The following is a 19,418-nucleotide window of genomic DNA, read 5'->3' on the forward strand; positions in this document are numbered from 1 at the left end:
GGGTCGGATACTTCGGCGGCTGAGGGAGGTTACGCGGGTGGTTCGGGGTGGAGGCGGGTGTGGAGGTAGGCGAGGATTTCGTCTCGGGCCTGGAGGGTGGGGTGGCCTTGTTCGTCGACGAGATGGGCGGTGACGACGCTGTGGGGGGTTTGGACGATGTGCTGGAAGAACGGTGGGGGGTTGGGGTTGGCGTGGGTGCCGGAGAGGACTCGGCCGTCGAAGCGGTCGCCGAGGAGTTGGGTGTAGGCGGCGAAACGCTGGCCGGTGCACCATTTGTCGTTGTCGAAGCGGTAGGCGAGGGCGCGGAGGTCGTCGCGTTCGAAGCGGGCGGCGATGGCGGTCGCGTCCTCCGGGGAGAGCTCGAGGCCGGCGGGGTCGTCGAGTGGGAGGGACGGGTGGTTGATGACGGGGGCGATGACCGCGGGTTCGAGAGTCATGGTGAGTGCGAAGTTTCCGGTGAAGCACATGCCCACCGCGCCGACACCGGGGCCGCCGGATTCGGCGTGGGCCAGGCGGGCCAGGGCGCGCAGCCACACGGCGACGGGGCTGGTACCCCCGCCGGCGAAGGCTCGGAACTCCTTGCTGACGCAGGTCTTCCGTGCGATCGGGTCACCCAGTTCGACCGTCGGGTACGCGCCGTCCACACCGAACAGTGAGGGCACGTAGACGGTGAAGCCCGCGTCGCGGACCCACCGTGCGAAGCGCAGCACGTCGGGGCTGATGCCGGGCATCTCCGGCATGACGATCACCGCCGGCCCGCTGCCTGCCACATAGACGGTCTTGTCCGCGCCTTCCAGTGCAATGGTGCGCTTGGTGAAATCGCCCAGAGTGTCGTCAGGCGTTGGGTTTTCGGACTGCACGGGCGCAGGGCCTTCCTCGATACGACGAATCGATTCGATCGTATCGGGCAGGCAGTCGGGTGAAACGAGTGTGTTTATCCGTCAGCCGTGCTGCAGGTACTTGACCAGGGCTTCGCGCTCGGTTTCGAGTTCGGAGATCTGGCTTTTGACGACGTCTCCGATGCTGACGATGCCGATCATCCGGCCGTCGCGGAGGACCGGGAGGTGGCGGATCCGGTGCTCGGTCATGGTGGCGTTGAGGGTTTCCACGCGGTCGTCGGGCGAGCAGGTGTGCACGGCGGCGGTCATGATCGAGGAGACGGCGGCGTCGAGGAGTGCAGCGCCTTGGTCATGGAGTCGGCGCACGATGTCTCGTTCGGAGACGATGCCCGACATGGCGGCACCGTCTCGCGAGACGATCACCGCCCCCACATTGTGGGTCGCCAGGACTCTGAGCAGTTCACGCACTGATGCATCCGGTGCAATCGTGACCACGCCGCTGCCCTTCCGGCGCAGTATTTCGGAGATTCGCATGTGTCCACCGCCCAACGCTCGGGACTATCCGTGGTTACTAGGATGCCGCTGATAACCGGGCGTGACCAGCAAAGATTGCGATTCGATGCCTAACCGGATGCGTGTGCATCGAGACCCGCGTGCCAACTTCCGGCAACAGAGTTATCTGAATATTTGCTAAATGGCCCCGATCTGCCGTGGTCGCCGCGTCGAAGTCCGCCGGACCCGACTAAATTCTCGGGTGATCCTGAGGTGATGGGCCTGTGCTGATCGAGGAATCGAAGGTAAAAACGCGGCCGCCAAGAAGTAGCTGACTGCCCGGTTCAAGCACTGTCGGCCGTCCGGGTGCCGCGGGCACCCAATCCGGACGGCCCGGCGGGCGAATGTGGGTGCCGTTGGCCGACCCGCGGTCCATCACCAGCACGTCCCACCCCACGAGCCGGATCTCGGCGTGCACCCGCGACATGCCGCCCGAGCTGTCGGGGATCCGAATCGCCTGCGCACCGCGCCGCACCTGATCGGATCGTTCCGGCTCCCGCCCGATCACCAGATCGCAGTCGAGCGCATACGAGGTCCCGTCATCGAGCAGCAGCACACCCAGCGGCGGCCGGATGCCCTCGGTGAGCACACAGGTCACCGGCTCCATCCGAATGCCGCACACCGCACAGAGGGGCACGCGCGGATCGTTGAGATGCCCACGCGCGCAATCGTATCCGTGCACGACGACCCCGACCCGAGTGGCGCGCGATGCATTCTTGCCTGCACTGCCGGACACGGCGTCCCCCGACCTTGCAGGCTCGTTCGCCGGCTGCCCGTTGCGTCTCGATTGCCGCACGCGGCGATCAGGATTCGTGCGTGCCCCGGAACTGCGTGCTCCCGCCGACACACCACCGACCGGTGTGTCGGATGCGTCCTCCCGCCACATCACCGCCCCGGACCCGGGCACCCGCCCATCGCGCAGTGCGAAAACACCCGGCGGCAGCAGCGTCGCCCGCGGCTCGCCGTCGTCCACGAAGACCGCCGCAGCCGGCGCGGGCGCGGGGCTGACCACCCGATCGACGCTGAATCCCGCGTCGCGCCCGTGCAGTACCTCGCGGCGCTGCTCACCCTCCAGGATCGCGGTGACCTGCCCGTGTAGGAATACGGCCAGCCCGCGGCTACCCGGCGTGAGCACCCCGAATTCGACGTTCTCCTCGTCGTCGCGAGCCATCAGCCAGGTGCTGACCAACCGGGCGAAGGTCCGCCCGGTCCGCCGGGTCTCCCGCGACGACGCCTCGGCGACCAGATCCAGCAGCTTGTCGAGCACCGCCACGGCGTCGGATTCGGCGGTCAGCGGCCGCGAATCCCGGTGTGCGACAACCACGACCACGCCGTCCACACTGGCCACCAGGTGGCTGCCCGGCACCACCTCGACCCACGCGCTCATCTCACCCGGCCCCCGCCAGCCCCACCGACCCGTCGGTCCGCACGTCGGTTTCGATGAGGCGCTGCGTGATGTATCCCCTCATTCGCTGGATGGTACCGATCGCGAATTACGAACAATCGGCCATCGACGTAGCGCGCGACAGGCGATTCCGCGACGCGCGCGCGACTTCGGGCGAAGCTGCCCCGTACTCCCCCACCAGGGACGTAGCATGCGGAACGTGGCCGATGCGAAACGTCCCGCCGCGGTGCGGGTCCTCGTCTACAGCAATGACGCCGATACCCGGAGCCAGGTGATGCTGGCGCTGGGCAGACGGCCGCACCCGGATCTGCCGCCCATCGAATATCTCGAGGTGGCGACCGGGCCGGTTGTCCTCGAGCGCGTGGACGCCGGCAATCTGGATCTGCTGATCCTCGATGGTGAGTCGGCCCCCGAGGGCGGTCTCGGCCTGGCCAAGCAGCTCAAGGACGAGATCGCGGACTGCCCGCCGATCGTCGTGCTGACCGGCCGCCCGGACGACGCCTGGCTGGCCAGTTGGTCGCGCGCCGAGGCCGCGGTGCCCCACCCCATCGACCCTATCCGGCTCACCGACACTGTCCTGGGTGTGCTCGGTAATAGCTTCGCGGCCTGATCTTCGTTCGCCCTCGTGATCAGGGCAAACCCCTGTCACGTGACATTCGCGATTGCGTCCGATCGGTCATAAAAGACCGTTCCGAATTCGATCAAACGCGATTGCGAATCGTGATGTATCTTCTCATCCGAGTTGTAGGCTGTGCCGTAGCTCACACGAGCGCGGGCATCGGTATCAATGAAGCCGCCGCCTCACTCCCCGATCGTCCGTGTCGTCGCTGAGCGGTGCCCGGGGAACGAGACTGGCCGGCGGACGACGATGTCAGCCCGCGCCTCGGCAGCTGCCGTCCGTATTGCGTCGTCCAGCTCGCAGGAGGGGTAGTGCTGTTGTGAATATCGAGGTGCCGACCCTGGTTCTCGGCGCGGTGGCCGCCGCGTTCGGGGTGTTCTCCATTTTCCTGGCGGCCCTGATCGGCCCCAAACGCTACAACCGGGCAAAGCTCGAAGCCTATGAATGCGGTATCGAACCCACCCCCCACGCTGTCGCGGGCGGGCCGGGAAATGCTGCGGGCCAGCGCTTTCCGGTGAAGTACTACCTCACCGCCATGCTGTTCATCATCTTCGACATCGAGATCGTTTTCCTCTACCCGTGGGCAGTGCACTTCGATGCGCTCGGAGTGTTCGGACTGGCCGCCATGGCGTTGTTCATCTTCAACGTCTCGGTCGCCTACGCCTACGAGTGGCGGCGCGGCGGCCTCAGCTGGGATTGATTGGCGCACAGGGGATTTCCAATGACACGCCCCGTGCGAGGCGGGGTGTAACGATCCGGGAGATGTAGTCCGACATGGGTCTCGAGGAGAAGCTGCCCAGCGGGTTCCTGCTGAGCACGGTGGAAGATTTCGCCGGCTATATGCGCAAGAGTTCGCTCTGGCCGGCGACGTTCGGCCTGGCATGCTGCGCGATCGAGATGATGGCCACCGGCGGCGGGCGATTCGATATCGCCCGCTTCGGCATGGAGGCGTTCCGCGCCTCGCCGCGCCAGGCCGATCTGATGATCGTCGCGGGCCGGGTGAGCCAGAAGATGGCCCCGGTGCTGCGCCAGGTCTACGACCAGATGACCGAACCGAAATGGGTGCTGGCCATGGGTGTCTGCGCATCCTCGGGCGGCATGTTCAACAACTACGCCATCGTGCAGGGCGTCGACCACATCGTGCCGGTCGACATCTACCTGCCCGGCTGCCCGCCGCGGCCGGAGATGCTGTTGAACGCGATCCTGAAGCTGCACGAGAAGATTCAGGAGATGCCGCTCGGCGTCAATCGCGAGGAAGCCGTGCGCGAGGCCGAGCGCGCCGCGCTCGCCAGCACCCCGACCATTCAGTTGAAGGGGCTGCTGCGATGACCTTTGATGCACCTACCGGCACGGAGAGCCCCCCGGAGGCGGCGGTGGAACCGACTGAGAACACCCCGGAGACAACCGAAGCCGCCGAGCCCGCGGACGAGGTGATCGGCGTCCGCAAGGGCATGTTCGGTGTCTCCGGCACCGGCGACACCTCCGGCTACGGCCTGCTGGTCCGCACGGTCGCCATGCCCGGCGGCACGCCCGCGCCCTACGGTCCCGTCTTCGACGAGATCATCGCGAATCTGCGCCTGGCGCTCGCGAGGACCTTCGACGAGGCCGTGGAGAAGATCGTCGTCTTCCGTGGCGAGCTGACCCTGCACATCCGCCGCGAGCACCTGGTGCTGGTGGCGAAGACGCTGCGCGACACCGAAGCCCTGCGGTTCGAGTTGTGCCTGGGTGTCAGCGGCGCGCACTACCCCGAGGAAACCGGGCGCGAGTTGCACGCGCTGTATCACCTCAACTCCATCACCCACAACCGCCGGGTGCGGCTGGAAGTCTCGGTGCCGGACAACGATCCGCACCTGCCCTCGCTGTACGCGGTCTATCCGACCGTGGACTGGCACGAGCGGGAGACCTACGACTTCTTCGGCATCCTGTTCGACGGTCACCCCTCGCTGACCCGCATCGCCATGCCCGACGACTGGCGTGGCCACCCGCAGCGCAAGGACTATCCGCTCGGCGGGATCCCGGTCGAATACAAGGGCGCGCGCATCCCGCCGCCCGACGAGCGGAGGACGTACAGCTGATGAACGACATCGACACCAAGTCCCGTCGCAACACCGAGGAACGACCCGAACACACGGTCACCGTGGTGGGAAACGACTGGGACGAGATCTCCGCTGCCCTGAACGGGGTCGCCGAGGAACGCATCGTCGTGAACATGGGCCCGCAGCACCCCTCCACGCACGGGGTGCTGCGGCTCATTCTCGAAATCGAGGGTGAGACCGTCACCGAGGCCCGCTGCGGCATCGGCTACCTGCACACCGGCATCGAGAAGAACCTCGAGTACCGCAGCTGGGTGCAGGGCACCACCTTCGTGACCCGCATGGACTACCTGGCGCCGTTCTTCAACGAGACGGCGTACTGCCTGGCGGTCGAGAAGCTGCTGGACATCACCGACGACATCCCCGAGCGCGCCAATGTCATCCGGGTGATGCTCATGGAGCTCAACCGCATCTCCTCGCATCTGGTCGCGCTGGCGACCGGCGGCATGGAGCTGGGTGCGCTCACCCCCATGCTGTTCGGCTTCCGGGAACGCGAGCTGATCCTGGACGTGTTCGAGACCATCACCGGTCTGCGCATGAACCACGCCTTCATCCGGCCCGGCGGTATCGCCCAGGATCTGCCGGACGACGGCGTGCAGAAGGTGCGCGAGCTGCTGGACCTGCTGCCGAAGCGCCTGCGGGACATGGAACTTCTGCTCAACCAGAACCCCATCTGGAAGGCCCGTACCCGCAATGTCGGTTACCTGGACCTCACCGGGTGCATGGCGCTGGGCATCACGGGTCCGGTACTGCGCGCCACCGGCCTGCCGCACGACCTGCGCAAGTCTCAGCCCTACTGCGGTTACGAGAACTACGAGTTCGACGTCCAGGTCGACACCGGCTGCGACTGTTACGGCCGCTACCTCATCCGCGTCAACGAGATGAAGGAGTCGGTCAAGATCGTCGAGCAGTGCCTCGACAAGCTGCGGCCGGGCCCGGTCATGGTGGAGGACAAGAAGATTGCATGGCCTGCCGATCTGCAGCTCGGGCCGGACGGCCTCGGCAATTCGCCGCAGTACATCGGCAAGATCATGGGCACCTCCATGGAGGCACTCATCCACCACTTCAAACTGGTGACCGAGGGCCTGCGCGTCCCGCCCGGCCAGGTGTACGTGGCGGTCGAATCCCCGCGCGGCGAGCTGGGCGTGCACATGGTGAGCGATGGCGGCACCCAGCCCTACCGGGTCCACTACCGCGACCCCTCCTTCACGAATCTGCAAGCGGTGGCGGCGATGTGCGAGGGCGGCCTGGTGGCCGACGTGATCGCGTCCGTCGCCTCCCTCGACCCCGTGATGGGTGGTGTCGACCGATGACCGAGATCCTGCTCAACCTGACCACGCGGCCGATTCCCTACCCGGAGAAGGTGCGCGAGGGCCTGCAACTCGAGGCCCGGGAGATCATCGACCGGTACCCCCACGCGCGTTCTGCACTGCTTCCCCTTTTGCATCTGGTGCAATCGGTGGAGGGGTACGTCTCCGGGACCGGCATCGAATTCTGTGCCGAGCAGCTGGGATTGACCGATGCCGAGGTCACCGCGGTGGCCACGTTCTACTCGATGTACCGGCGCACGCCGACCGGTGACTATCACGTCGGTGTCTGCACGAACACACTGTGTGCGGTCATGGGCGGCGATCAGATCTTCTCGGAGCTGAATCAGCACCTGGGAATCACGCACGGGGAGACCACCGCCGACGGCGCGGTCACCCTCGAGCACATCGAGTGCAATGCGGCCTGCGATTACGCGCCGGTCGTCATGGTCAACTGGGAGTTCTTCGACAACCAGACCCCGGAATCGGCCAAGGGACTGGTGGATTCGCTGCGGCGCGGGGAACCGGTGACCGGATCGCGCAGCGGCATCCCGTTGTGCACCTTCCGCGAAACGGCCCGCATTCTCGCCGGATACGAGGACCAGCGGCCCGGGGCCACCGACGGCGCCGCCGGACCCGCCACCCTTGCGGGCCTGCATGTCGCCGAACGGGATCTGCATGTCGCGGAACAGAAGTCGACCGACGGAGGCGCGCAGTGACGACCGCTCTGACTCCCGTCCTCTCCAAGCACTGGGCGGACCCGGAGGGCTGGACCCTGGCGGCCTACCGCGGCCAGGGCGGGTACCGCGCACTGCCGAAGGCGCTGCGCATGAACCCGGACGAGGTCATCGCCACGGTGAAGGACTCCGGCCTGCGCGGCCGCGGCGGCGCGGGCTTCCCGACCGGCATGAAGTGGGGCTTCATCCCGCAGGGCCCCGGACCCGACGGCACCACCAAGCCGCACTACCTGGTGGTCAATGCCGACGAGTCGGAACCCGGTACCTGCAAGGACATTCCGCTCATGCTGGCGAGCCCGCACACCCTCGTCGAGGGTGTCATCATCGCCGCCTACGCCATTCGCGCCTCGCATGCCTTCATCTACGTCCGCGGCGAGGTGGTGACGGTGCTGCGCCGCCTGCAGGCGGCGGTCCAGCAGGCCTATGCCGCAGGCTATCTCGGCCGTGACATCCAGGGCTCGGGTTTCGACCTCGAGATCGTGGTGCACGCCGGTGCGGGCGCCTACATCTGCGGTGAGGAGACCGCCCTGCTGGATTCGCTCGAGGGCCGCCGCGGCCAGCCGCGCCTGCGTCCCCCGTTCCCGGCGGTGGCGGGTCTCTACGCCTGCCCGACCGTGGTCAACAATGTGGAATCCATTGCGTCCGTGCCGTCCATCATCGCCAATGGCGTGGACTGGTTCCGGTCGTTCGGCACGGAGAAGTCGCCGGGCTTCACGATCTACTCGCTCTCCGGTCACGTGAGGCGACCGGGACAGTACGAAGCGCCGCTCGGAATCACGTTGCGGGAGTTGCTGACCTACGCGGGTGGCATCCGCGCCGGCCACACCCTCAAGTTCTGGACCCCGGGCGGATCGTCCACCCCGATCTTCACCGACGAGCACCTCGACGTCGCCCTCGACTACGAGGGCGTCTCGGCCGCGGGGTCGATGCTCGGCACCAAGGCCCTCCAGATCTTCGACGACACCACCTGCGTCGTGCGGGCGGTGTTGCGCTGGACCGAGTTCTACGCCCACGAATCCTGCGGTAAGTGCACCCCCTGCCGCGAGGGCACCTACTGGCTGGTCCAGCTGCTGCAGCGGCTGGAGAACGGCCGGGGCCACGAGACCGATCTGGACAAGCTCGCCGACATCGCCGACAACATCAACGGCAAGTCCTTCTGTGCCCTCGGCGACGGCGCGGCCAGCCCGATCTTCTCCTCCCTGAAGTACTTCCGCGACGAGTACGCCGAGCACATCCGCCTCGGCGCCTGCCCGTTCGACCCGGCCCGGTCCACCGTCTGGGCTGAAGGAGCGCGATGACCTCGACAGTGAGCTCCACGACCGGCGGCGGGGTGACCCCCACCGACATGGTGACCGTAACCATCGATGACACAACGGTTTCCGTGCCCGCCGGCACCTTGGTGATCCGGGCCGCCGAACTCATCGGCACCCAGATCCCGCGGTTCTGCGACCATCCACTTCTCGATCCCGTCGGCGCCTGCCGGCAGTGCCTGGTCGAGATCGAGGGACAGCGCAAGCCCGTCGCCTCCTGCACTCAGACGGTGGCCGAGGGCATGGTGATCCACACCCAGCTGACCTCGCCCGCCGCCGCCAAGGCCCAGGAGGGAGTGATGGAGCTGCTGCTCATCAACCACCCCCTCGACTGCCCGGTCTGCGACAAGGGCGGCGAATGCCCGCTGCAGAACCAGGCCATGTCCACCGGCCGCGCCGAATCCCGCTTCGACGGCGAGAAGCGCACCTATCCCAAGCCGATTCCGCTGTCGGCGGCCATCCTGCTGGACCGGGAACGCTGCGTGCTGTGCGCGCGCTGCACCCGGTTCTCCCAGCAGGTGGCCGGTGACCCGTTCATCGAACTGATGGATCGCGGTGCGCTGCAACAGGTCGGCATCGCCGCCGGGGAGCCGTTGGACTCCTACTTCTCCGGCAACACCGTGCAGATCTGCCCGGTCGGCGCGCTCACCGGCTCCACCTACCGCTTCCGCGCCCGGCCCTTCGACCTGGTGTCCAGCCCGGCGGTGTGCGAGCACTGCGCCTCGGGTTGCGCCCAGCGCACCGACCACCGCCGCGGCAAGGTCATGCGCCGCCTCGCCGGTGACGACCCGCAGGTCAACGAGGAATGGAACTGCGACAAGGGCCGTTTCGCGTTCGCGTACGCCACCGAACCGGACCGGCTCACCACGCCCATGGTGCGCAGCTGGAAGGACGGGACGCTGCAGCCCGCCTCCTGGTCCGAGGCGATCAGGGCCGCGGCACGCGGACTGGCGTCGGCACGCGGCAATGCCGGTGTGCTCATCGGCGGCCGCGTCACGCTCGAGGACGCCTACGCCTACTCCAAGTTCGCGCGAATCGCGTTGAACACCAACGACATCGACTTCCGCGCCCGCGAGCACTCCGGCGAGGAGGCCGACTTCCTGGCGGCTCGCATTGCGGGACAGGGCATCACGGTCGACTACGCGGCGCTCGAACGCGCCCCGTTCGTGCTGCTCGCCGGCTTCGAGGCCGAAGAGGAATCGCCGATGGTGTACCTGCGGCTGCGCAAGGCGGCCCGCAGGAACGGCACCCCGATCTACTCGCTGGCCCCCTATATGACCCGCGGTCTGCAGCGCATGTCCGGCACCCTGCTGATCACCGCGCCCGGCTCGGAACCGCATGTGCTGGAGGCGGTCCGCACCGGTGAGACCGATGCCGCCACCGCCGGATACACCCGCCTGCGCGAGATCGCGGACCTGCTGCGCGAGCCGGGTGCCCTGATCCTGGTCGGCGAACGTCTCGGCGGCATTCCGGGTGGCCTGTCCGCGGCCGCCCGCCTGGCCGACGAGACCGGAGCCGCCCTGGCCTGGATCCCCCGCCGTGCCGGTGAGCGCGGCGCGCTGGAGGCCGGTGCACTTCCGGTGCTCCTGCCGGGCGGACGCCCCGTCGCGGATTCCGCTGCACGCCAGCAGGTCCGGGACGCGTGGAATGTCGACGATCTGCCCGCGGCTCCGGGCCGCGACACCAGCGCCATCCTGGCCGCCGCCCCGACACTGGGCGCGCTGCTCATCGCGGGGGTGGAGGTCGGCGACCTGCCCGACCCGCACGCGGCCCTCTCGGCCATCGACGCCGCGAGCTTCGTGGTGTCGATGGAACTGCGCCGCAGCGATATCAGCGACCGCGCCGACGTGGTCTTCCCCGTCGCCTCGGCCATGGAGAAGACCGGCACCTTCCTCACCTGGGAGGGCCGCCACCGCCAGTTCGACGCCGCCCTGCGCGACGCCACCGTGCGCCGCGAGGCCGCGCCGATGCCCGAATACCGGGTGCTCGACGCCATCGCCACGGACATGGGGATCCGGCTCGGACTGGCCGACGCGGCCAGTGCCCGAGCCGAATTGGCGGATCTGGGCGCGTGGGAAGGCCCGCCCGCCGCGACCCCGGTGCACCGCCCGCACCCCGTCGCCCAGCCGCATGCGGGCACCGCGGTGCTCGCCTCGTGGCGCATGCTCGTCGACCGCGGCCGCCTCCAGGACGGCGAACCCAACCTGGCCGGCACCGCCCGCACCCCGGTGGTGCGGCTCTCGGCGCACACGGCCGCCGAGATCGGCGCCACCACCGGCGATCCGGTGACGGTCGGCAACGATCACGGCCACATCACCCTGCCCCTGGTCATCACCGAGATGCCCGACCGCGTGGTGTGGCTGCCCATGAATTCCCCCGGCTCCGACGTGCTGGTGCAGCTCGGCACCACACCCGGACACCTCGTGCGCATCCGACGGGAGGACCACCGTGAGTGACCTGTCCATGTTCGGCCACGACCCCTGGTGGCTGGTGCTGGTCAAATCGATCGGCATCTTCGTCTTCCTGCTGCTGATACCGATGCTCGCGGTGTACGCCGAACGCAAGATCGTGGCGTTCATGCAGATGCGCGTCGGCCCCAACCGGGTCGGCCCGCGCGGCAGCCTGCAGTCCATCGCCGACGGCGTCAAGATGCTCCTCAAGGAGGACATCGTCCCGGTCATCGTCGACAAGCCCATCTTCATTCTCGCGCCGGTGATCTCGCTCATCCCGGCCGTGATGGCGTTCGCGGTGATCCCGTTCGGGCCGCAGGTCAGCATGTTCGGGCACCGCACGGCGCTGCAGCTGACCGATCTGCCGGTGGGCGTGCTCTACGTCCTGGCCATGGCCTCGGTCGGCGTGTACGGCATCGTGCTGGCGGGCTGGGCGTCGGGCTCCACCTATCCGCTGCTGGGCGGCCTGCGCTCCACCGCGCAGGTCATCTCCTACGAGATCGCCATGGCCCTGTGCTTCGCGGCGGTGTTCCTGCTCTCGGGCACCATGGCCACCTCGGGAATCGTCAAGGCGCAGAACGGAACCTGGTACGTCTTCCTGCTGCTGCCGTCGTTCCTGATCTACGCGGTGTCGATGGTCGGCGAGACCAACCGGGCACCCTTCGACCTGCCCGAGGCCGAGGGCGAGCTGGTCGGCGGCTTCCACACCGAGTACTCCTCGCTCAAGTTCGCCATGTTCATGATGGCCGAGTACATCAATATGGCCACCGTGTCCGCGCTGGCCACCACGCTGTTCTTCGGCGGCTGGCACGCGCCGTTCCCGATCAGCCTGTGGGCGGGCGCGAACTCGGGCTGGTGGCCCGTGCTGTGGTTCATCGCCAAGGTGTGGACGTTCCTGTTCGTGTTCATCTGGCTGCGCGGCACCCTGCCGCGTCTGCGCTACGACCAGTTCATGAACCTGGGCTGGAAGCTGCTCATCCCGGTGTCGCTGGCCTGGGTCATGTACGTCGCCACCCTGAAGGTGCTGCAGGACAACGGGACCCACATCCAGACCGCAGGCATGGTGATCGGCGGGATCGTGGTCGCGGTCGTGCTGCTCGCGCTCGTCATCCGGGCCGGGCACGCGGGCGGCGACCGCACCAAGGCGTCGCCGGATCCGGACTCCACCCGGGCCTACTCGGACTTCCCGGTGCCGCCGATGCCCGCCGAACCTCCGGCGGCCACGGAGAAAGCGGGTCTGCTGGAACCGCTCGGCGGCTTCCTGGTCACGGCCTCGACCATGTTCAAGAAGCCGAACACCGAGATGTATCCCAAGGTCAAAACCCCGACCGCGCCGCGCTATCACGGCCGGCACCAGCTGAACCGGCACCCGGACGGTCTCGAGAAGTGCATCGGCTGCGAGCTCTGCGCGTGGGCCTGCCCGGCCGACGCCATCTATGTCGAGGGCGCGGACAACACCGACGACGAACGCTTCTCTCCCGGTGAGCGTTACGGACGCGTCTACCAGATCAACTACCTGCGCTGCATCGGCTGCGGCCTGTGCATCGAGGCCTGCCCGACCCGGGCGCTGACCATGACCAACGAATACGAGCTCGCCGACGACAATCGGGCCGACCTCATCTACGAGAAGCAGGACCTCCTCGCGCCGATGCAGCCGGGCATGATCGCCCCGCCGCACGCCATGTATCCCGGTGCGGACGAGGGCTCCTACTACCGCGGTGAAGTCCCCGGCGCCGCAGGCGAACTCGCCGGAGCGGAAGGGACGCAGCAATGATCGACCACCTGTCCCAGCCGGCCCAGCAGATCGTCACCCACACCTCCACCGGTGAGGCGGTGCAGTTCTGGATCCTCGCCGTGGTCGCGGTGCTGGGCGCGCTCGGCATGGTGTGCGCGCGCAAGGCCGTGCACTCGGCCATGTGCCTGGCCGCCACCATGATCACGCTGTCCGCGTTCTACATCGCCCAGAGCGCGCTGTTCCTGGGCATCGTGCAGATCGTCGTCTACACCGGCGCGGTCATGATGCTGTTCCTGTTCGTGCTGATGCTCGTCGGCGTGGATTCCGCCGAGTCACTGCGGGAGACGCTGCGCGGGCAGCGGCTCGCGGTCATCGTGGTGGGCATCGGCTTCGGCATGCTCCTCATCGGCGGCATCGCGCACGGGATGTCCGGTAAGAGCGTCGCCGAGACCGGGCCCGGCCTGGGCGGCAACTACAGCATCGGGGCGCTGGCCGAACTCATCTTCGTGCGCTACGTGTGGGCGTTCGAGCTGACCGGCTCGCTGCTCATCACCGCCACCATCGGCGCCATGGTGCTCGCGCACCGCGAGAAGTTCGGGCCGCCCACCGATCAGCGCACGCTGTCGAAGGAACGCTTCCGCCAGGGCACCCGGGTCACGCCGCTGCCGACGCCCGGCGTGTACGCCCGCCACAATGCGGTCGACGCTCCCGCGCGACTGCCGGACGGCTCCTTCGAGGAACTGTCGGTCAGCACCATCCTCCGGCACCGGCGCAATCGGGCCCACACCGAAGCCGTGGTGCTCACCGTCGGCAACGGCAGTGACAGTCACCGGAACGGCAACGGCCACAACGGCACCGACGCGCACGGCGGCAAGAACGGCAACGACTCCCACGAGGAAGGCTTGCGGTGAATCCGGACAACTATCTGTATCTCTCGGCCCTGCTCTTCACCATCGGCGCGGCCGGAGTCCTGGTGCGGCGCAACGCCATCGTGGTGTTCATGTGCATCGAGCTCATGCTCAACGCGGTGAACCTGGCCTTCGTCACCTTCGCCCGCACCCACGGCAACCTCGACGGCCAGGTGTTCGCCTTCTTCACCATGGTGGTCGCCGCCGCCGAGGTCGTGGTCGGCCTGGCCATCATCATGAGCATCTTCCGTGCCCGCCGCTCGACCTCGGTCGACGACGCGAACCTGCTGCGGTACTGACATGGATACCGCACAGATGATGCTGTGGCTGCTGCCGGCGCTCCCGCTCGCCGGCGCCGTGGTCCTGCTGCTGCTCGGCAGGATCAGCGACACGTGGGGCCACCTCGTGGGCACCCTCATGGCGCTGGCCTCGTTCTTGGTGGCGGCCTGGGCGTTCAGCGACATGCTGGATCGGCCGGATGCGCAACGGGCCGTGCACTACAGCCTGTTCGAGTGGCTGCCGGTGACCGGGCTGAAGGTGGACTTCGCCCTGCAACTGGATCAGCTGTCGATGTGCTTCGCGCTCCTGATCACCGGTGTGGGCTCGCTGATCCACATCTACTCGGTCGGCTACATGGCCCACGATCCGGGCCGGCGGCGCTTCTTCGCCTACCTCAACCTGTTCCTGGCCGCCATGCTGGTGCTGGTCCTCGCCGACAACTACCTGGTGCTGTACCTGGGCTGGGAAGGCGTCGGCCTGGCGTCCTACCTGCTGATCGGGTTCTGGTACGAGAAGCCTTCCGCGGCAACGGCGGCCAAGAAGGCGTTCGTGGTCAACCGGGTCGGCGACATGGGGCTGGCCATCGCGCTCATGGTCATGTTCGCAACCTTCGGGAGCATCGACTTCGGAACCGTGTTCGGGGCCGCCGGGCAGGCCGGCACCGGAACCCTCACCGCCATCGGGCTGCTGCTGCTCCTCGGGGCCTGCGGCAAGTCCGCGCAGGTGCCGCTGCAGTCCTGGCTCGGCGACGCGATGGAGGGCCCGACGCCCGTGTCGGCGCTCATCCACGCGGCCACCATGGTCACCGCCGGTGTCTACCTGATCGCCCGCTCGAACCCGATCTTCGATCTGGCTCCCGGCGCACAAGCCGCCGTAATGGCAGTCGGCGCAATCACTTTGCTGTTCGGCGCCATCATCGGTTGCGCCAAGGACGACATCAAGAAGGCCCTCGCGGCCTCGACCATGAGCCAGATCGGCTACATGGTCCTCGCCGCCGGGCTCGGCCCGATCGGCTACGCGGCGGCCATCATGCACCTGCTCACGCACGGCTTCTTCAAGGCCGGGCTGTTCCTCGGCGCGGGCTCGGTCATGCACGCCATGGACGACGAGACCGATATGCGCCGCTACGGCGGACTGCGCAAACTGCTGCCCGTCACCTACGTCACCTTCGGGCTGGGATACCTTGCCATCCTGGGTGTGCCGCCGTTCGCGGGGTTCTGGTCCAAGGACCGGATCATCGAGGCGGCGTTCGCGCACGGCGGATTCGGCGGCATCATCACCGGCTTCGCCGCACTGTGCGGCGCGGGCATCACCGCGTTCTACATGACCCGCGTCATGATCCTCACGTTCTTCGGCGAACGCCGCTGGCGGGCAGGCGTACACCCGCACGAGGCGCCCGCCTCCATGACCGGCCCGATGATCCTGCTGGCCTTCGGCTCGGTGTTCTCCGGCATGCTCTTCGCCTACGGCTCCTCGCTCACCAACTGGCTGGCCCCGGTCGTCGGTGAGCACCACGCCGAACCGTTCATCCCGTCCTGGGCGATCACCTTCTTCGCACTGGCGGTGGTGGCGGCCGGCATCTGGGTGGCCTACGACCAGTACGCACACGGCAAGATCCCCGAAACGGCCCCTGCCGCAGGCCCGCTCGTCGAGGCCGCCCGCCGCGACCTCTACGGCGACGCCGCCAACGAGGCCGCGTTCATGCGCCCCGGCCAGCACCTGACCCGGTCGCTGGTGTTCGTCGACAACCGCGGCATCGACGGCCTGGTCAACACCACGGCCGCCGTCGTCGGCGGACTGTCGGCCCGGATCCGGCGCGTGCAAACCGGTTTCGTGCGCTCCTACGCCCTGTCCATGTTCACCGGCGCGGCCCTGGTGGTCGCCGCCCTGCTGGCGGTGAGGTTCCTGTGAACGACCTTGCTAGTTCCTCGTTGGGCGCCGTGCGGGAATTCCCCTGGCTCACCACGCTGTGGGCGGTGCCCCTCGCCGGAGCCGCACTCGCACTGCTGTTTCCGGCGGGCCGGCGCACCGGGGTGCGGGTCTTCGCGCTGCTGATCTCGCTGGGCACCCTCGGCATCGCCATCTGGCTGGCCACCCGGTTCGAAACCGGTGGCGCGCAATACCAGTTCGTCGAGAAGCAGCAGTGGATCCCCGCCTTCGGGGCGGGCTACACCCTCGGCATGGACGGCATCGCGCTGGTCCTGGTCCTGTTGACCACCGGGCTGGTGCCGCTGCTGCTGCTCGCCGGATGGCAGGACGAGCGTGAGGTCGGCAGCGGCCCGCGGGTCGCGCACTACTACGTGGCGCTCACCCTCGTCGTCGAATCCATGGTGCTGATCTCGTTCACCGCGTTGGACATTCTGCTGTTCTACGTGTTCTTCGAGGTCATGCTCATCCCGATGTACTTCCTCATCGGCGGCTTCGGGCCGCGGACCGGGGATGCGGCGGTGCGGCAGCAGCGGTCGCGGGCCGCGGTGAAGTTCCTGCTGTACAACCTGTTCGGCGGGCTCATCATGCTCGCGGCGGTCATCGGGCTCTACGTCATCACCGCACGCGACAAGCTCGGCAGCAATGGCGGCGGCAGCTTCGACTTCCGGACGGTCATGGAGGCGGCCAACTCCGGCCACCTCGGTGCGACACCCGCGGTGCTGAACGCGCTGTTCCTGGGATTCATGTTCGCCTTCGCGGTGAAGGCCCCGCTGTGGCCGCTGCACACCTGGCTGCCCGACGCCGCGGTGTCGGCCACCCCGGCCAGTGCGGTGCTCATGATGGCGGTGGTCGACAAGGTCGGCACCTTCGGCATGCTGCGCTACTGCCTGCTGCTGTTCCCTTCCGCCACTTCGACTTACGCGCCGCTGATCAGCGTGCTCGCGGTGATCGGGATCATCTACGGCGCGCTGCTGGCCATCGGCCAGACCGACGTCATGCGACTGATCGCCTACACCTCGATCTCGCACTTCGGGTTCATCATCCTCGGCATCTTCGCGCTTACCACCCAGGGCGGTACCGGTGCGACGCTGTACATGGTCAACCACGGTATCTCCACCGCGGCGCTGTTCCTGATCGCCGGATTCCTGGTGTCGCGCCGGGGAACCCGGCTCATCGCCGCGTTCGGCGGTGTCCAGAAGGTCGCACCCATCCTGGCGGGCACCTTCCTCATCTCCGGTCTGGCCACCCTCTCGCTGCCCGGTCTCGCACCGTTCATCAGCGAATTCCTGGTTCTGATCGGCACATTCACCCGATACCCGGTGGCGGCCGTCCTCGCGGCCTCCGCGCTGGTGCTGGCGGCGCTGTACGTGCTGTGGATGTACCAGCGGATGATGACCGGCCCGGTGAAGGAGGGCAACGAGCGGCTCTACGACCTGCTTCCCCGCGAATTGGTGGTCGTGGTCCCGCTCATCCTCGCCCTGCTGTTCCTGGGCGCGTACCCGAAACCGGCGCTGGACCGGATCGATCCGGCCGTCGCCCGCACCCTCACCACCATCGGACAGCACAACCCGGCGCCGGCCGTGCAGCCGGAAGCCGCCCAGACGACCACGGGAGGTGCCCACAAATGAGTGGAGGTCTGCTGCTCGCCGCGACAGTCCCGGCACCGAGCATCGAATATCGAGACCTGTCCCCGATGCTGATCGTGTTCGGCGTCGCCGTCGCGGGCGTACTGGTGGAAGCCTTCGCGCCCAGGCGATTCCGATACGGGATCCAGCTGGTGCTCGGACTGGGCGGGTTGGCGTTCGCGCTCGGCGCGGTGATCGGACTGCGCGATGTCCGCGAGACGGCGGTCGTGGGCGCGGTTGCCATCGACGGGGTTTCGCTGTTCCTGCAGGGCACCATCCTCGTCGTCGGCATTCTCGGACTGCTGTTCATCGCCGAACGCCATGCCGACCGCATACCGGTGCGGCGGGAAGGGCCCGGCACCTGGAGCCTGGCCGCCTCGCGTGGCGGGGTGGACGCCTTCACCCCGCAGGCGGCGGCCACGCCCGGCAGCGTCGACGAAGTCGCCGCCACCAAGGCCGGAGTGGCCACCACCGAGGTCTTCCCCCTCACCCTGTTCGCGCTCGCCGGTCTCATGCTGTTCCCGGCCTCGAACGACCTGCTCACCATGTTCGTGGCGCTGGAAGTGCTGTCGCTGCCGCTGTACCTGCTGTGCGGGCTGGCGCGGCGGCGCCGGCTGCTGTCGCAGGAGGCCGCGCTGAAATACTTCCTGCTGGGCGCGTTCTCGTCGGCCTTCTTCCTCTACGGCATGGCGCTGCTGTACGGCTACGCCGGCACCATCCGCCTGGCAGGCATTGCCGAAGCCGTCACCCGCGATGCCGGAAATTCGCACACCCTGGCCATTCTCGGCATCGCAATGCTGGCGGTGGGCCTGCTGTTCAAGATCGGCGCGGTCCCGTTCCAGTCCTGGGTACCCGACGTCTACCAGGGTGCGCCGACCTCGATCACCGCATTCATGGCCGCCGCCACCAAGATCTCCGCAGTCGGTGCATTGCTGCGCGTGCTGTACGTGGCGGTCCCCGACCTGCGCAACGACTGGCGGCCGGTGCTCGCGGCGGTCGCCATCGCCACCATGGTCGTCGGCGCGATCCTCGCCGTCACCCAGACCGACATGAAGCGCATGCTCGCGTATTCCTCGGTGGCACATGCCGGTTTCATCCTGACCGCGCTGGTGGCCGCGACCACTGCGGGCGTCTCGTCCGTCCTGTTCTACCTCGCCGTCTACGGCCTCGGCACCCTCGGCGGGTTCGCCGTGATCAGCCTGGTCCGCGACGAGAACGGTGACGAGGCGACGGCGTTGCCCGCCTGGGCCGGCATGGGCCGCAGCTCCCCATGGCTGGCGACCATCTTCTCCCTGTTCCTGCTGTCCTTCGCCGGTATCCCGCTCACCAGCGGCTTCATCGCCAAATTCGGCGTGTTCGCCGCGGCAACCGGCGGCGATGCCGCCACCCTGGTCATCGTCGGTGTCATCTCCAGCGCCATCGCGGCCTTCTTCTACATCCGCGTGATCGTCCTGATGTTCTTCACCGACCCGCCGGCCACCCCGCCCACCGTCGTTTACCCCACCCTGACCAGCTCGGTCATCGCCCTCACCGCCGCGGCCACCCTGGTCCTCGGCATCTTCCCCCAACCCCTGCTCGACCTGGCCAAGAACGCCTCGACCTTCACCCGCTGAGCCTCGGCCAATCGATC

The 19,418-nt window shown here is 67.8% G+C and carries 17 protein-coding genes and 1 pseudogene; 15 read left to right on the forward strand and 3 right to left on the reverse strand.

Annotated features, from left to right (window positions below; genetic code table 11):
- Positions 1–29: 29 nt before the first annotated feature.
- The 3 genes from ACFXN1_RS06060 to ACFXN1_RS06070 form a co-directional block, all read right to left on the reverse strand.
- Positions 30–860 carry a dienelactone hydrolase family protein gene (locus ACFXN1_RS06060; protein ID WP_379441007.1) on the reverse strand — a complete coding sequence of 277 codons (831 nt, stop codon included), beginning with the start codon at positions 858–860 and terminating at the stop codon, positions 30–32.
- Positions 861–941: 81 nt separating this feature from the next.
- The gene (locus ACFXN1_RS06065) at positions 942–1,373 is read right to left on the reverse strand and encodes a CBS domain-containing protein (RefSeq protein WP_379441006.1); all 432 of its coding nucleotides are present in this window, start codon (positions 1,371–1,373) and stop codon (positions 942–944) included.
- A gap of 208 nt (positions 1,374–1,581) precedes the next feature.
- A complete protein-coding gene (locus tag ACFXN1_RS06070; RefSeq protein WP_379441004.1) occupies positions 1,582–2,778 on the reverse strand; it encodes an FHA domain-containing protein in 1,197 nt (398 codons plus the stop codon).
- Between the two features lie 208 nt (positions 2,779–2,986).
- Between ACFXN1_RS06070 and ACFXN1_RS06075 the strand changes: the two genes are divergently transcribed.
- The 15 genes and pseudogenes from ACFXN1_RS06075 to nuoN all read left to right on the forward strand — a co-directional run bounded on the left by ACFXN1_RS06075 (position 2,987) and on the right by nuoN (position 19,401).
- The gene (locus ACFXN1_RS06075) at positions 2,987–3,406 is read left to right on the forward strand and encodes a hypothetical protein (RefSeq protein WP_379440900.1); all 420 of its coding nucleotides are present in this window, start codon (positions 2,987–2,989) and stop codon (positions 3,404–3,406) included.
- A gap of 328 nt (positions 3,407–3,734) precedes the next feature.
- Positions 3,735–4,115: an NADH-quinone oxidoreductase subunit A gene (locus tag ACFXN1_RS06080; RefSeq protein WP_033090134.1), complete on the forward strand. Its 381-nt coding sequence runs from the start codon at positions 3,735–3,737 to the stop codon at positions 4,113–4,115.
- Positions 4,116–4,189: 74 nt separating this feature from the next.
- On the forward strand, positions 4,190–4,744 hold the full coding sequence (locus tag ACFXN1_RS06085; protein ID WP_379381074.1) for a NuoB/complex I 20 kDa subunit family protein: 555 nt from the start codon (positions 4,190–4,192) through the stop codon (positions 4,742–4,744).
- Positions 4,741–5,490 (forward strand): NADH-quinone oxidoreductase subunit C, encoded by a 750-nt coding sequence (locus tag ACFXN1_RS06090; protein WP_379440899.1) that lies wholly within the window; start codon positions 4,741–4,743, stop codon positions 5,488–5,490. Before ACFXN1_RS06085 ends, ACFXN1_RS06090 begins: the two co-directional genes overlap by 4 nt.
- Positions 5,490–6,821: an NADH dehydrogenase (quinone) subunit D gene (gene nuoD / locus ACFXN1_RS06095; protein ID WP_379397016.1), complete on the forward strand. Its 1,332-nt coding sequence runs from the start codon at positions 5,490–5,492 to the stop codon at positions 6,819–6,821. The genes ACFXN1_RS06090 and nuoD overlap by 1 nt, the downstream gene beginning before the upstream one ends.
- Positions 6,818–7,534, forward strand: coding sequence for an NADH-quinone oxidoreductase subunit NuoE (gene nuoE, locus ACFXN1_RS06100; protein WP_379440898.1), 717 nt, complete (start codon positions 6,818–6,820; stop codon positions 7,532–7,534). The genes nuoD and nuoE overlap by 4 nt, the downstream gene beginning before the upstream one ends.
- On the forward strand, positions 7,531–8,850 hold the full coding sequence (gene nuoF, locus ACFXN1_RS06105; RefSeq protein ID WP_379440897.1) for an NADH-quinone oxidoreductase subunit NuoF: 1,320 nt from the start codon (positions 7,531–7,533) through the stop codon (positions 8,848–8,850). The genes nuoE and nuoF overlap by 4 nt, the downstream gene beginning before the upstream one ends.
- Positions 8,847–11,318, forward strand: a complete 2,472-nt coding sequence (locus ACFXN1_RS06110; RefSeq protein ID WP_379440896.1) for an NADH-quinone oxidoreductase subunit G — start codon at positions 8,847–8,849, stop codon at positions 11,316–11,318. Before nuoF ends, ACFXN1_RS06110 begins: the two co-directional genes overlap by 4 nt.
- Positions 11,319–11,325: 7 nt before the next feature.
- Positions 11,326–12,673, forward strand: a pseudogene (nuoH, locus tag ACFXN1_RS06115) (NADH-quinone oxidoreductase subunit NuoH).
- The gene (nuoI, locus tag ACFXN1_RS06120) at positions 12,592–13,086 is read left to right on the forward strand and encodes an NADH-quinone oxidoreductase subunit NuoI (protein ID WP_379440895.1); all 495 of its coding nucleotides are present in this window, start codon (positions 12,592–12,594) and stop codon (positions 13,084–13,086) included. The pseudogene nuoH and the gene nuoI overlap by 82 nt, the downstream one beginning before the upstream one ends.
- The gene (locus tag ACFXN1_RS06125; protein ID WP_379397024.1) at positions 13,083–13,958 is read left to right on the forward strand and encodes an NADH-quinone oxidoreductase subunit J; all 876 of its coding nucleotides are present in this window, start codon (positions 13,083–13,085) and stop codon (positions 13,956–13,958) included. Before nuoI ends, ACFXN1_RS06125 begins: the two co-directional genes overlap by 4 nt.
- Positions 13,955–14,254, forward strand: a complete 300-nt coding sequence (gene nuoK / locus ACFXN1_RS06130; RefSeq protein ID WP_357010729.1) for an NADH-quinone oxidoreductase subunit NuoK — start codon at positions 13,955–13,957, stop codon at positions 14,252–14,254. Before ACFXN1_RS06125 ends, nuoK begins: the two co-directional genes overlap by 4 nt.
- A gap of 19 nt (positions 14,255–14,273) precedes the next feature.
- Positions 14,274–16,145 carry an NADH-quinone oxidoreductase subunit L gene (gene nuoL / locus ACFXN1_RS06135; protein WP_379441020.1) on the forward strand — a complete coding sequence of 624 codons (1,872 nt, stop codon included), beginning with the start codon at positions 14,274–14,276 and terminating at the stop codon, positions 16,143–16,145.
- A 29-nt stretch (positions 16,146–16,174) separates the two neighbouring features.
- On the forward strand, positions 16,175–17,791 hold the full coding sequence (locus ACFXN1_RS06140; RefSeq protein WP_379441018.1) for an NADH-quinone oxidoreductase subunit M: 1,617 nt from the start codon (positions 16,175–16,177) through the stop codon (positions 17,789–17,791).
- The gene (gene nuoN, locus ACFXN1_RS06145) at positions 17,788–19,401 is read left to right on the forward strand and encodes an NADH-quinone oxidoreductase subunit NuoN (RefSeq protein ID WP_379440894.1); all 1,614 of its coding nucleotides are present in this window, start codon (positions 17,788–17,790) and stop codon (positions 19,399–19,401) included. Before ACFXN1_RS06140 ends, nuoN begins: the two co-directional genes overlap by 4 nt.
- The last annotated feature ends 17 nt before the right edge of the window (positions 19,402–19,418 follow it).

This window comes from Nocardia sp. NPDC059154, from assembly GCF_042755705.1.
GTDB lineage: Bacteria > Actinomycetota > Actinomycetes > Mycobacteriales > Mycobacteriaceae > Nocardia.

Excerpts from the sequence above, each read along its gene's own strand:
- ACFXN1_RS06065 (WP_379441006.1), bottom strand. The coding sequence starts at position 1,373 with ATGCGAATCTCCGAAATACTGCGCCGGAAGGGCAGCGGCGTGGTCACG.
- ACFXN1_RS06070 (WP_379441004.1), bottom strand. The coding sequence starts at position 2,778 with ATGAGCGCGTGGGTCGAGGTGGTGCCGGGCAGCCACCTGGTGGCCAGT.
- ACFXN1_RS06075 (WP_379440900.1), top strand. The coding sequence starts at position 2,987 with ATGCGGAACGTGGCCGATGCGAAACGTCCCGCCGCGGTGCGGGTCCTC.
- ACFXN1_RS06085 (WP_379381074.1), top strand. The coding sequence starts at position 4,190 with ATGGGTCTCGAGGAGAAGCTGCCCAGCGGGTTCCTGCTGAGCACGGTG.
- ACFXN1_RS06090 (WP_379440899.1), top strand. The coding sequence starts at position 4,741 with ATGACCTTTGATGCACCTACCGGCACGGAGAGCCCCCCGGAGGCGGCG.
- nuoD (WP_379397016.1), top strand. The coding sequence starts at position 5,490 with ATGAACGACATCGACACCAAGTCCCGTCGCAACACCGAGGAACGACCC.
- nuoE (WP_379440898.1), top strand. The coding sequence starts at position 6,818 with ATGACCGAGATCCTGCTCAACCTGACCACGCGGCCGATTCCCTACCCG.
- ACFXN1_RS06110 (WP_379440896.1), top strand. The coding sequence starts at position 8,847 with ATGACCTCGACAGTGAGCTCCACGACCGGCGGCGGGGTGACCCCCACC.
- nuoI (WP_379440895.1), top strand. The coding sequence starts at position 12,592 with ATGTTCAAGAAGCCGAACACCGAGATGTATCCCAAGGTCAAAACCCCG.
- ACFXN1_RS06125 (WP_379397024.1), top strand. The coding sequence starts at position 13,083 with ATGATCGACCACCTGTCCCAGCCGGCCCAGCAGATCGTCACCCACACC.
- nuoL (WP_379441020.1), top strand. The coding sequence starts at position 14,274 with ATGCTGTGGCTGCTGCCGGCGCTCCCGCTCGCCGGCGCCGTGGTCCTG.
- nuoN (WP_379440894.1), top strand. The coding sequence starts at position 17,788 with ATGAGTGGAGGTCTGCTGCTCGCCGCGACAGTCCCGGCACCGAGCATC.